The following is a 13,164-nucleotide window of genomic DNA, read 5'->3' as shown; positions in this document are numbered from 1 at the left end:
TTGACCGCCGCCGCCCTGCTGCTGGGCATCACGCCCGCACTGTCCCAGACCTGGCAGGACGTCCTTGACGAGGCCCGGGGCCAGACCGTCTATTTCCATGCCTGTGGCGGGGATCAGCGCACCAACGACTTCATCGCCTCGGTCGGAGACGAGGTTCTGGACCGCCATGGCGTGACGCTGCGGCATGTGCGCCTTGCCGACACCGCCGATGCCGTGGCGCGCGTGCTGGCAGAGCGCGCCGCCGGGCGCGACACGGGCGGGTCGGCCGATCCCAGAAACAGCAGGCCGTCGGGCTTCAGCCCATGGGCGAACAGGGCGCATACCTCGCGCTGCAGCTGGCGTTCCATGTAGATCAGCAGGTTGCGGCACGAAATCAGGTCCAGCCGCAGAAAGGGCGGGTCCTTGACGACGCTGTGCGATGCGAACAGCACGATGTCACGCACCTCCTTGCGGATGCGGTAATGCGCGCCTTCGCGGACAAAGAACCGGGTCAGACGTTCAGGATCGACATCGGCCTCTATGCTGGACGGGTATCGCGCGTCCCGCGCGGTGGCCAGCGCGCCCTCGTCCAGGTCGGTGGCAAAGATCTGGATCGGCAGTGTCACCTGCCGGCGCTGCGCCTCCTCCAGCAGCAGGATCGCCAGGCTATAGGCCTCCTCGCCGGTGGCGCATCCTGCGACCCAGGCCCGGATGCCGCCCTCGTCCGCCTGATCGAACAGGCGGCCCAGCCCCTCCTGCGCCAGCACGTCATAGGCGCCGGGGTCGCGAAAGAACGACGTGACCGAGATCAGCAGATCGCCGAACAGCTCCTGCGCCTCTTCGGGGTTATCCGACAGATAGGCGGCATATTCCTGCAATCCGGCGCTGCGGGTGACCTGCATGCGCCGCGCCACGCCCCGCATGACCGTGGCCCGCTTGTAGCTGGAGAAATCGTGCCCGGTCCGCGCACGCAGAAAGGTGACGATCCGTTGCAGATAGTGATGCGCGACTTCCTGGGACAGCGACCGGACGGCGTCCTTGCTGTGCACCACCTCGACGATCCGTTCCACCAGCCGCGGGATCGGCGCGACGAAATCGGCGGCCCCCGAGGCGATGGCGCTGTGCGGCATCATCGAGAATTCGGCATCCGCCGGGTCCTGCACAAAGACGACGGCCCCGGCCTCTTTCATGTCGCGGATGCCAAGCGCGCCATCCGAACCCGCCCCCGACAGGATCACCGCCAGCCCGTTGCCATGCACCGCGGCGACCGACCGGAAGAACATGTCGATGGGCGCGCGCTGGCCGCGCGGATCGGTAAAGGGTCGGGCCATGACGCGGCTGCCCTGGACCACCAATTCGCGATCCGGTGCGATCACATAGACACAGTCTGGGGTCAGTTCGGAACTGTCCGCGACCTGGTGAACCGCCATCCGCGTGACCGAGGCCAGAATCTCGCCATGTGAACTTGGCTGATCGGGGGAAAGATGGATGATCACCACATAGGCAAGGCCCAGATCGTCCGCCACGTGCCGGAAAAACTCCTGAAGGGCCTTCACGCCGCCTGCGGATGCGCCGATGGCACAGATCGGGACGCCCCGCGGCATGCCCAGATGCTCATCTTCCGCCATCCCGATCTCCTACGTCCGCGCCCCCCTTGACGCGGGCTGACATCCCGACGCGAAGGTTTCAAGAAACGCGGCCCGTGAACCATACCGCCCCCGCCAGGCAAAAGGAAGGCAGGGATGGCCGCGTGCATCAGGCCGGCGTCGATGACGTGTGAAATTGGGGCGTGCCTCACACGGGGGCGCTCTGTCAGTACGGGCCTTGGCGCCCGTGATCCGCCTGGAGCCTCTTGAACCGGGCCACTTCAAATGCGCAGTCAAATCGGCGGTCGCTATAAAACAGCAAGGAACAACTCAGGGCCATGCTGGTTCTTGTAGGGTCCGACCCAAGGAGGAATGTCCGTGTCCAACGATAAGTTCGCCGTGACGTCACATGCAGATGCCGATGAGACGTCGGTGTCCCACGAACACGATGCCGAACGCCATCTTTTCTCCTTGGCCGCCGCCAGACTTGCGATTGAGGGGATCTCTCACGAAGTGGACGGAGGGAGATTTGCCGCGAAGGTCGTCGCAGGGCAGCCGGACGTCTTTCAGGCGGATATCTTTTCGGACGGACATGACATCATCGCGGCGGCCCTGCTGTCGCGTCCCGTCGGACAGGACACCTTTGCCGAGGTGCCGATGACCTTTCTGGTCAATGACCGCTGGCAGGCTGTGCAGGCGTTTGACCAGCCGGGCGATTATCAGATTGCCTTTGCCGCATGGCGCGACCTGTTCGCGACCTGGCGCAAGGAGATTCTGGCCAAGCACGCGGCGGGCCAGGCCATATCCCTGGAGCTGACCGAAGGGAGGCGGCTGATCGAGGCCGCCGCTGGCCCGAAAGGCCGCGCGACCGCGGAGGACAAGGCTGCGCTGGAGGCGGTCCTGACGCAGGATGAGAGCTTGGCGGCGCAGGGCGATGCCGCCCGCCTGACCGCGCTGACGGAGGATCAGGTCACCACGCTGATGATCCGCGCGGCGCCCCGCACGGACCTGACGCAATCGGACCCGCTGCCGCTGCATGTCGACCGGCAGGCCGCAGCCTTCAGCGCGTGGTACGAGCTGATGCCCCGGTCGCAATCGGGCAGCATGGACCGGCACGGCACGTTCGACGACGTGATCGCCCGTCTGCCTTATGTGCGCGATCTGGGGTTTGACGTGCTGTATTTTCCGCCTATCCACCCGATCGGGCGCAAGAACCGCAAGGGTCCGAACAACAGCCTGACCGCTGGCCCGGACGATCCCGGCAGCCCCTATGCGATCGGATCTGCCGATGGTGGGCATGACGCGATCCACCCGGAGCTGGGCGATTTCGACGATTTCCGCCGCCTGATCGATGCGGCCCGCGACCACGGGCTGGAGATCGCGCTGGATTTCGCGATCCAGTGTTCGCCCGATCATCCGTGGATCAAGGAGCATCCCGAATGGTTCGACTGGCGCCCCGACGGCACCATCAAGTTCGCCGAGAATCCGCCCAAGAAATACGAGGACATCGTCAACGTCCATTTCTATCGCGATGCCCTGCCGGGCCTGTGGTATGCGCTGCGCGACGTGGTGCTGTTCTGGGTCGGCCACGGGGTGCGCATCTTTCGCGTGGACAACCCGCACACCAAGCCGTTCCCGTTCTGGGAATGGATGATCGCCGAGGTCCGCCGCGTCGATCCCGGCGTGATATTCCTGGCCGAGGCCTTCACCCGACCCAAGGTGATGAAGCGGCTGGCCAAGGTGGGTTTCTCGCAATCCTATTCGTACTTCACCTGGCGCAACGAAAAGGCCGAGCTTACCGATTACCTGACCGAGCTGACGCAGACCGACAGCCGTCTGGTGATGAACCCGAATTTCTTTGTGAACACGCCCGACATCAATCCGCGCTTTCTGCAGTCCAGCGGCAGGCCGGGGTTCCGCATCCGGCTGGCGCTGGCCGCGACCCTGGGCGGCAATTACGGCGTCTATAGCGGGTTCGAGATCTGCGAGGCTGCGCCCGTGCCGGGCAAGGAAGAATATCTGGACAGCGAGAAATACCAACTGCGGGTCTGGGACATGGACCAGCCGGGCAACATCCAGGACGATATCCGCCTGATGAACCGCCTGCGGCGTGATCATCCCGCGCTGCGTCAGTTTACCGACCTGACCTTTCACGTGGCCCAGAACGACCAGGTGCTGGCCTATGCCAAGCGCGCGGGCGACGATTACGTGCTGATCCACGTCAATCTGGACCCCCACAACGCCCAGACCTTCCAGTTCGAGGTCCCGCTGTGGGAATTCGGGCTGCCCGACGATGCCTCGATCGAGGTGCGCGATCTGATCCACGGCAACAGCTTTACCTGGCACGGCAAGAACCAGTGGCTGGAACTGGACCCGCACACCCGTCCCTATGCCATCTGGCAACTCATCGCACCCGGAGCGCCGCGCCCATGAACATCCCGAACCCCAAGCGCGATGGCGCCACCTTTGCCGTGACCGGCGGCATCGACCGCGACCAGTCCGACTGGTACAAGGATGCCGTCATCTATCAGCTGCACATCAAGGCGTTCATGGATTCGAACGGCGACGGCATCGGCGATTTCGCCGGGCTGATGCAGCGGCTGGACTATGTTCAGGAACTGGGCGTCACGGCGATCTGGCTGCTGCCCTTCTATCCGTCGCCGCTGCGCGATGACGGCTATGACATCGCCGATTACCGGTCGATCAACCCGTCCTATGGCACGATGCGCGATTTCAAGGCCTTCGTGACCGAGGCGCATCGGCGCGGCATCCGCGTCATCACCGAACTGGTCATCAACCATACCAGCGACCAGCATCCGTGGTTCCAGAAGGCCCGCCACGCCAAGCCCGGATCGGCGGCGCGCGATTTCTATGTCTGGTCGGACACGGATGAGAAATGGCCCGAAACGCGGATCATCTTTCTGGATACCGAAAAGTCGAACTGGACCTGGGACCCCGTCGCGGGCGCCTATTACTGGCATCGGTTCTATTCGCATCAGCCGGACCTGAACTTTGACAACCCCAAGGTGCTGGCCGAGGTGCTCAAGGTCATGCGCATGTGGCTGGAGATGGGCGTCGACGGCCTGCGTCTGGACGCGATCCCCTATCTGGTCGAACGCGACGGCACCAACAACGAGAACCTGCCCGAGACGCATGACGTGCTGAAGGCCATCCGCGCCGATCTGGACAAGCATTTCCCCGACCGGATGCTGCTGGCCGAGGCGAACCAGTGGCCCGAGGACACCCGCCCCTATTTCGGCGACGGCGACGAATGCCACATGGGGTTCCACTTTCCGCTGATGCCGCGCATGTACATGGCGCTGGCGCAGGCCGACCGGCACCCGATCACCGACATCATCCGCCAAACGCCGGAGATCCCCGAGAACTGCCAGTGGGGCATCTTCCTGCGCAACCATGACGAGCTGACGCTGGAGATGGTGACCTCCGAGGAGCGTGACTATCTGTGGCAGACCTATGCCACCGACACGCGGGCGCGCATCAATCTGGGCATCCGCCGCCGCCTGGCGCCCCTGATGCAGAACGACCGCCGCAAGATCGAGCTACTGAATTCGTTGCTTTTGTCGATGCCCGGCACACCGATCATCTATTACGGCGACGAGATCGGCATGGGCGACAACTATTATCTGGGCGACCGCGACGGGGTGCGTACGCCGATGCAGTGGTCGGGCGACCGCAATGCGGGCTTTTCCACGGCCAAGCCGCAGCAGCTGTACCTGCCCACGATCATCGACGCCGTCTACGGCCATCAGGTCATCAATGTCGAGGCGCAGGCGGACGATCCGTCATCGCTGCTGAACTGGATGCGCCGGATGATCACCGTGCGCAAACAGCACCCAGCCTTCGGGCGTGGAGAGATGACGCTGCTTTATCCGCGCAACCGCAAGATCCTGGCCTATATCCGCGAACACGAGGGGCGCGCCTATCTGTGCGTGGCCAACCTGTCCGACAGCGCGCAGGCGGTCGAGCTGGATCTGGCCAGCCGTCGCGGCATGGTTCCGGTGGAACTGACGGGTCGGTCGGCTTTTCCGCCGATCGGCGATCTGCCCTATATGCTGACGCTGCCGGCCTATGGGTTCTTCTGGTTTGCCCTGTCGGGTGAGGAGGAGATGCCGTCCTGGCACGAACAGCTGCCCGACATCCTGCCGGAGTTCATGACGCTGACCACCCGCGATGGCACGGTCAGCACCGCGCTGGCCGGTCGCGAAGGCGCCCAGTTGCAGGCAGAGGTTCTGCCGCAATGGCTGCCCCTGCAGCGCTGGTTCGCGGCCAAGGACCAGTCCATTCCGGCCCGTGTCCGCCTGCGTCAGCTAGGCGATCTGGGGCAGGGCGAACATGCGATGGTCGCGCTGGACGTGACCCCCGGCGGTGAGGGCGACGATCAGAGCTACTTCCTGCCCCTGTCGGCCCGGTGGGGCGATGAGAACCTGCGTCCCGGTGCGCCCAAGCTGTCCTGGACGCTGGCCAAGATCCGTCACACCGCACGGGTTGGCGCGCTGGTCGACGGCGCTTTTGACGAACGCCTGCCGCAGCTGCTGCTGGACGGGATGGTCGAAGGCACGGCCAAGGGCGACCTGCAGTTTCACGGCACCGACGCGCTGCGCGCGATCACCGAACCCGGCACCCCGCGCCAGATGGGGGTCGAGCAGTCGAACCTGTCCATCGCGTTCTCGGACCAGATCATCCTGAAGCTGTATCGTCGCCTGCGCCCCGGGCATCAGCCCGATGTCGAGGTCGCGCAGTTCCTGACCGAGGTTGCGGGCTTTGCCAACACGCCGCGCTATCTGGGCCATCTGGACCACAAGGGCGATCAAGGCACGACGCTGGCGGCGGCATTCGCCTTTGTCCCGAACCGGGGCGACGCCTGGACCGGCATCATCGACGCGCTGATGCTGGAGCTGAACGAAAGCGACGGCTGGACATCGGCGGGCGATGCCGCCGCGCCCGTGCGGCATGGATACGACTTTCCGCTGTCGATCGGCACCCTGCTGGGACAGCGGACGGCGGAACTGCACCGCGCGCTGGCGACGCCGACCGACGATCCGGCCTTCGCGCTGCGGGATCTGACGGCAGAGACGCTGCGTGGATGGGCCGATGATGCGGTCGCCGATGCGGAGGCCATGCTGACCCGGCTGCAGCAGGCCGATCTGCCCGACGACGCCGCACCGCTGGCCGAACAGGTGCTGGCACAGCGCGCCAGGTTGCTGGACCGGCTGCGCCGCGTCGCGGACCTGACGCCGACCGGGGGGCTGTCGCGCATCCATGGTGATTATCATCTGGGCCAGGTGCTGCTGGCGCAGAACGACGTGGCCATCATCGACTTTGAGGGGGAGCCCGCGCGGTCGCTGGATGAACGTCGGGCGCTGTCGTCGCCCTTGCGCGACGTGGCCGGGATGCTGCGGTCGTTCGACTATGCCGCGCTGACGGTGGTCGCCCGGCACCTCGCCAGCTTTGGCGCGACCGCCGAACAGGCGTTGGAGCGGATCGAGGACTGGCGGCGCACCGCCAGCGCCGCGTTCCTGGACAGCTATCGCGATCACGTCGAGGGGGCCGCGAACCTGCCCTCGGATCGCGCCGCGGCCGATGCGCTGCTGGATTTGTTCCTGCTGCAAAAGGCCATCTACGAGACCGGATACGAGCTGGGCAACCGCCCGGCCTGGGTCGGCATTCCGCTGGCCGGCATCCTGGAACTGCTGACGCAGGAGAACGCATGACCGATGTCGCATCTTTGCCCGATGGGCTCACCTCCTCCGGGATCGAGGCGATCCTGCGCGGACAGCATCACGACCCTTTCGCGATCCTGGGTCCGCATGACGGGCAGCTGAGGGTCTTTGCGCCGCAGGCCGCCGAAATCCGCGCCGTGAGCGATGACGGGGCCATTCCGTTGCAGCGCATCCACCCCGAGGGGTTCTTTTGCGGGCCCGCTCCGCAGGGTCCCTACCGGCTGGCCATGAAGGCCGGTGGCCATGAATGGCAGGTCGACGACCCCTATCGCTTTGGCCCCGTGCTGGGAGAGATGGACGAATACCTGCTGGCCGAGGGCAGCCACCGGTGCCTCTATGACAAGCTGGGCGCGCATCCGGTGACCCATCAGGGCGTGCCAGGCGTGGCTTTTGCGGTCTGGGCGCCGAATGCCCGCCGGGTCAGTGTGGTAGGCCATTTCAACGCATGGGACGGGCGGCGCCACCCCATGCGCCGGCGCCTTGGCCCCGGCATCTGGGAGCTGTTCATCCCCGGCCTGACCACCGGCGAGATCTACAAGTACGAGATCCTCAGCGCGCATGGCGAACGCCTGCCGCTCAAGGCCGATCCGGTGGGGTTCGCCCATCAGCTGCCGCCAGAGACAGCATCGGTCGTGCATGGCCTGCCGGATCACGACTGGCGCGACGGCGACTGGATGGCGGCGCGTGCCCGGCGGCAGGACCGGCAGGCGCCGATCTCGATCTATGAGCTGCATCTGGGGTCCTGGCGGCGCGGCGGCGACGCCGAGATCCTCGACTACGACGCCATCGCCGACCTGCTGGTCCCCTATCTGGAACGCATGGCCTTTACCCATGTCGAATTCCTGCCGGTCAGCGAACACCCCTTTACCGGCTCCTGGGGCTATCAACCGGTCGGTCTGTTCGCGCCGACCAGCCGCTTTGGATCGCCCGAGGCCTTTGCGCGCCTGGTCGACCGTCTGCATCTGGCGGGCTTCGGTGTCATCATGGATTGGGTGCCCGCGCATTTCCCGTCCGACGCGCATGGGCTGGCGCAGTTCGACGGCACGGCGCTGTATGAACATGCCGATCCGCGGCAGGGCTTTCATCAGGACTGGAACACGCTGATCTATAATTTCGGCCGTCGCGAGGTCGCCAATTTCCTGCAGGCCAGCGCGCTGTATTGGGTGGACAGGTTCCACGTCGACGCGCTGCGCGTCGATGCGGTGGCGTCGATGCTGTATCTGGATTATTCCCGCCAGCCAGGCGAATGGGTGCCCAACCGTCATGGCGGCAACCAGAACCTTGAGGCCATCGATTTCCTGCGTGAGGTCAACACCCGCGTCACCACCGATCATCCCGGCGCGATCACCATCGCCGAGGAATCGACGGCCTTTCCCATGGTCAGCCGTCCGGTGGACGAGGGCGGCCTGGGGTTTGCGTTCAAATGGAACATGGGCTGGATGCACGACACCCTGGCCTATTTCCGCCTTGATCCGATCCATCGGCAGTACCATCAGAACGACCTGACATTCGGTCTGGTCTATGCCTTTTCCGAGGATTTCGTCCTGCCTCTCAGCCATGACGAGGTGGTGCATGGCAAGGGGTCGCTGATCCGCCAGATGGCGGGCGACCGCTGGCAGAAATTCGCGAACCTGCGGGCCTATTACGCCTTCATGTGGACCCATCCCGGCAAAAAGCTGTTGTTCATGGGCTGTGAATTTGCGCAGGACCGCGAATGGAACCACGACCAGTCGCTGGACTGGCATCTGCTGGACGACCCCCTGCATGCGGGCGTGCAGGCGCTGGTTGCGGACCTGAACCGGCTGTACCGCGACACGCCCGCGCTGCACCGTCTGGATTGCGACCCCGACGGGTTCGAATGGATCGACAGCAGGGACGCCGCGCAAAGCGTCCTGGTCTGGATGCGCAAATCCGATGACGGTGCGCCGCCGGTCGTGGTGGTGTGCAACCTGACGCCGGTGGTGCGCGAGGATTATCGCATCGGCGTGCCTCTGCCCGGAGCGTGGCAGGAGGTGCTGAACAGCGACGGCGCCGCCTATGGCGGGTCGGGCGTGGCCAATCCCGCCGCGCTGGAGAGCGAGGCCACGGTCTGGCACGGCCGTGATCAGTCGCTGCGCCTGACCTTACCGCCGTTGGCGACCATCGTTCTGATGCCCGCGCCGTCATGACCGACCGACGCGCATTTCGCAAAAGCTGGGGTGCCGAACTGGGTGCTGGCGGCACCCGGTTCCGTCTGTGGGCGCCGGGTCAGCGGCGCCTGTTGCTGCGATTCGATGGTCGTGATCACGCCATGGATCGTGACGCGGACGGTTGGTTCGAGGTGACCCTGCCGGGCATCGGGGCGGGGGCCAGATACGCCTTTGTGCTGGAGGATGGGCGCGTGGTGCCGGACCCCGCCGCGCGCGCGCAGGAGGGGGATGTGCATGGCGCGTCGGTCGTGACGGACCCGAAGGCGTTCTCCTGGTCCCCCTGGCAGGGCCGACCGTGGCACGAGGCCGTGATCCTGGAGCTGCATATCGGGACGTTCACCCCGGAGGGGACCTTCCGCGCGGCCATTGAACGCCTGCCGCATCTGGCGGAAACCGGCATCACCGCCATCGAGATCATGCCCGTGGCGCAATTCGCGGGCAACCGGGGCTGGGGCTATGACGGTGTTCTGCCCTATGCGCCCCATCCGGCCTATGGCACGCCCGATGACCTCAAGGCGCTGGTCGATGCCTGTCACGGTCACGGGCTGATGGTCCTGCTGGACGTGGTCTACAACCATTTCGGCCCCGAAGGCAGCTATCTGTCGGCCTATGCGCCGGACTTTTTCGACGCCGACCGCCAGACGCCCTGGGGGAACGCGATCGCCTATGGCCGCGACCCGGTGCGGCGGTTCTTCATCGAGAACGCGCTGTACTGGATGGAGGAGTTTCATGTGGACGGGCTGCGGCTGGATGCGGTGGACCATGTGCGCGACGCATCCGACCCGGAACTGCTGGTCAGCATCGCGCAACAGGTCCGGGCGCGGTTTCCCGACGCCCACCTGACGACCGAGGACAACCGCAACATCACCAGCCTGCACACGCGCGACGATCAGGGCCGTCCGCGCCTTTATTCCGCCGAGTGGAACGACGATTTCCACAACGTCGCCCATGTCATCGCCACCGGCGAGACCGAGGGCTATTACGCCGATTTCGCCGAGGACCGGTGGGGCAAGTTCGCCCGTGCCCTGGCTCAGGGTTTCGTCTGGCAGGGCGAAGCGATGCCGGTGTCCGGGAACGCGCATGGCGAACCCTCGACGCATCTGCCGCCGCTGGCCTTTGTCGATTTCCTCCAGAACCACGACCAGACGGGCAACCGCGCCCTTGGCGAGCGGCTGCTGGCGCTGTCATCGCGCGACAAGGTCCGGGCGCTGATGACGATCCATCTGCTGTCGCCCCATGTGCCGCTGATGTTCATGGGCGAGGAATGGGGTGAAACGCGGCCATTCGCGTTCTTTACCGATTTTCACGGCGATCTGGCCCAGGCCGTCCGCGACGGTCGCCGCCGCGAATTCGCGGGCTTTGGCGCGTTCCAGGACAGTGCGGCCCGCCAGACCATTCCCGACCCCAACGATCCGGCGACCTTCGCGGCCTCGCGCATCGATTGGGACCGCGCGGCATCCGCCGAGGGGCGCGACTGGCTGGCCTTCACGCGCGGCCTGCTGGCCCTGCGCCGGACGTGGGTGACGCCACATCTGGCCGGTGCGGGGGGGCATGCGGGCCAGGTACTGCTGGCGCGCGACGGTCTGATCGCGGTGGATTGGCAGCTGGACGGCGCGCGGTTGTCCCTGCGCGCGAACCTGTCGGACCGGGCGGCCGACCTGCCGCCGGCGGCGGGCACCTGTTTTGCGGGCCGTCCCGGTGTGCTGGCACCCGACGCCGTCGCCCTCTGGTCGGAGCGCGCATCATGACCTTGCGGGACCGGGCGCGCGCCTATGGCATCCAACCCCAATATGATCTGGTCGGCGGCGCACAGCGCGATGCCCCGGACAATACCCTGCGCGGATTGCTGCAGGCCTTCGGCGCCGACCGCCTGCCCCCGCTGGCGGACGAGCCGCAGCTTGTCGCGCCGCCCGGGGCGCAGTGCCACGTCCCGGGGCAGGGGCGTCACTGGGGCATCGCGCTGCAGCTGTATCAGCTGCGCAGCGCGCGCAACTGGGGCATCGGCGATTTCGCTGACCTTCAGGTCCTGGCCGGGCATGCGGCGCAGGCGGGGGCCGCGTTCCTGGGGCTGAACCCGCTGCATGCGATGTTTCTGGCCGACCCGTCGCGGTGCAGCCCGTTCTCTCCGTCGAACCGGCGGTTTCTGAACCCGCTTTATCTGGCAGTGGACGCGGTGCCCGGCTTTGATCCTGCAATGGCCGACGCCGCCGCACTGCATGATCTGCGCGCTGCACCGCTGGTCGACTATCCGGCGGTGGCTGCGGCAAAACTGGCGGCCCTGCGCGCGATCTGGGCCAAGGGCGCAACAGTGCCCGAGGCGTTCCGCGCCGAGGGCGGTGATGACCTGTACCGCCACGCCCTGTTCGAGGTCGTCTCGACTGAGATGGTCGCACAGGGGCACGGCGCAGGCTGGCTGTCCTGGCCCGAGGCTTGGCGCGCCGTGGACGGAGAGGCCGTCCGCACCCTGGCGGACAGGCGGTCCGACGACATCGCCTTTCACATGTGGCTGCAATATCTGTGCCAGACGCAGCTGCAGGCGCTGCGCGACCGGTGCCGGTCCCTGGGCATGGCGATCGGCCTCTATCTGGATTTCGCAGTCGGCGAGGCCGCCGACGGATCGGGCAGCTGGGGCAGCGATATCGTGCTGCCCGATGTGCGCATCGGCGCGCCGCCGGATTACTTCAACGAGCAGGGACAGGATTGGGGTCTGGCACCGCTGTCGCCGGTGGCGATGGCGGCCACGCGGGCGGCGCCGTTCCGAGAGCTGATCGGTCGGGCGACGCGTCAGGCGGGCGCCTTGCGCATCGATCACGCCATGGGGCTGTGGCAACTGTTCCTGATGCCGCAGGGGGCAGGGGCCGCGGACGGCACCTATGCCCGCTATCCGCTGGCCGACATGCTGACCGCCCTGGCCGAGGCATCCCGGCAGAACGCCACCACCATCATCGGAGAGGATCTTGGCAATGTCCCGCCCGGATTCCGCGACGTGATGGAAGCCTGCCGCATCCTGTCCTATCGCATCTTCTTCTTCGAGCGCGATGCGCAGGGTTTCATCCCGCCGAAGAATTATCCGCGCGAGGCGCTGGCCTGCCTGTCCACGCATGATCTGCCAACCTTCCGGGGGTGGTGGCGCGGCGATGACGTGGCGCTGCGCGAGGGTTTTGGGTTCATCGGGCAGACGGCGGCGGACGAACAGCGCAGATCGCGTGCGGCCGAGCGCGCGGACCTGCTTGGCGATCTGGTGGCCGCGGGATTGATCACGGCCGAGGCCGCCGGGACGATCGGCCCCGACGATGCGCCACCCGCGCTGACGGTTGCGGTCCACAAGCACCTGTCCCGTGCACCCTCACGCCTGTTCGCGGTGCGGCTGGAGGATATGGCGGCGGAGCTTTCTCCGGTCAATGTGCCCTCGACCGTCGATGAATACCCGAACTGGCGTCGCAAGCTGACCGTGCCGCTGGACAAGTTGGTCGACACACCCCTGTATCGCGACCTGGCAGCGGCACTGGCAGCCGAGCGTCCCGTCTGACAGCATCGCGGACGGCGATCTCAACCGAGATAGGCACCCGGACCAAGCCTGCATGGCCCGGACCATCCGACTGCACAAGATAGGAGAGAACTGAGGGCGGCGGGCGGTCGGACACTGCCGCCGCACCCGTGTCGTCGTTT

Annotated in this window: 6 protein-coding genes; 5 read left to right on the top strand and 1 reads right to left on the bottom strand. The window is 66.2% G+C overall.

Annotation, left to right across the window (positions count from 1 at the left end; all coding sequences use genetic code 11):
* Positions 1–113 precede the first annotated feature (113 nt).
* Positions 114–1,607, bottom strand: a complete 1,494-nt coding sequence (locus FA740_RS06765; protein ID WP_136856020.1) for a chemotaxis protein CheB — start codon at positions 1,605–1,607, stop codon at positions 114–116.
* A gap of 429 nt (positions 1,608–2,036) precedes the next feature.
* Here FA740_RS06765 and FA740_RS06760 point away from each other — a divergent pair, with 429 nt between their 5' ends.
* Genes FA740_RS06760 through malQ form a run of 5 tightly spaced genes read left to right on the top strand, consistent with a single transcriptional unit; the run spans position 2,037 to position 13,024 of the window.
* Complete coding sequence (locus FA740_RS06760; RefSeq protein WP_246053506.1) at positions 2,037–3,998, top strand: alpha-1,4-glucan--maltose-1-phosphate maltosyltransferase; 1,962 nt, start codon at positions 2,037–2,039, stop codon at positions 3,996–3,998.
* Positions 3,995–7,297: a maltose alpha-D-glucosyltransferase gene (treS, locus tag FA740_RS06755; protein WP_136856018.1), complete on the top strand. Its 3,303-nt coding sequence runs from the start codon at positions 3,995–3,997 to the stop codon at positions 7,295–7,297. The genes FA740_RS06760 and treS overlap by 4 nt, the downstream gene beginning before the upstream one ends.
* On the top strand, positions 7,294–9,474 hold the full coding sequence (gene glgB, locus FA740_RS06750; RefSeq protein WP_136856017.1) for a 1,4-alpha-glucan branching protein GlgB: 2,181 nt from the start codon (positions 7,294–7,296) through the stop codon (positions 9,472–9,474). The genes treS and glgB overlap by 4 nt, the downstream gene beginning before the upstream one ends.
* Entirely contained in the window at positions 9,471–11,243 is a 1,773-nt protein-coding gene (gene treZ, locus FA740_RS06745) for a malto-oligosyltrehalose trehalohydrolase (RefSeq protein ID WP_136856016.1), read from the top strand. The genes glgB and treZ overlap by 4 nt, the downstream gene beginning before the upstream one ends.
* Positions 11,240–13,024, top strand: a complete 1,785-nt coding sequence (malQ, locus tag FA740_RS06740) for a 4-alpha-glucanotransferase (RefSeq protein ID WP_136856015.1) — start codon at positions 11,240–11,242, stop codon at positions 13,022–13,024. Before treZ ends, malQ begins: the two co-directional genes overlap by 4 nt.
* The last annotated feature ends 140 nt before the right edge of the window (positions 13,025–13,164 follow it).

The sequence above is a fragment of the Paracoccus hibiscisoli genome (assembly GCF_005048265.1).
Taxonomy (GTDB): Bacteria; Pseudomonadota; Alphaproteobacteria; order Rhodobacterales; family Rhodobacteraceae; genus Paracoccus; species Paracoccus hibiscisoli.
The sequence above is the reverse complement of the archived record's forward strand: the minus strand, read 5'-3'. Positions and strand labels throughout refer to the sequence as shown.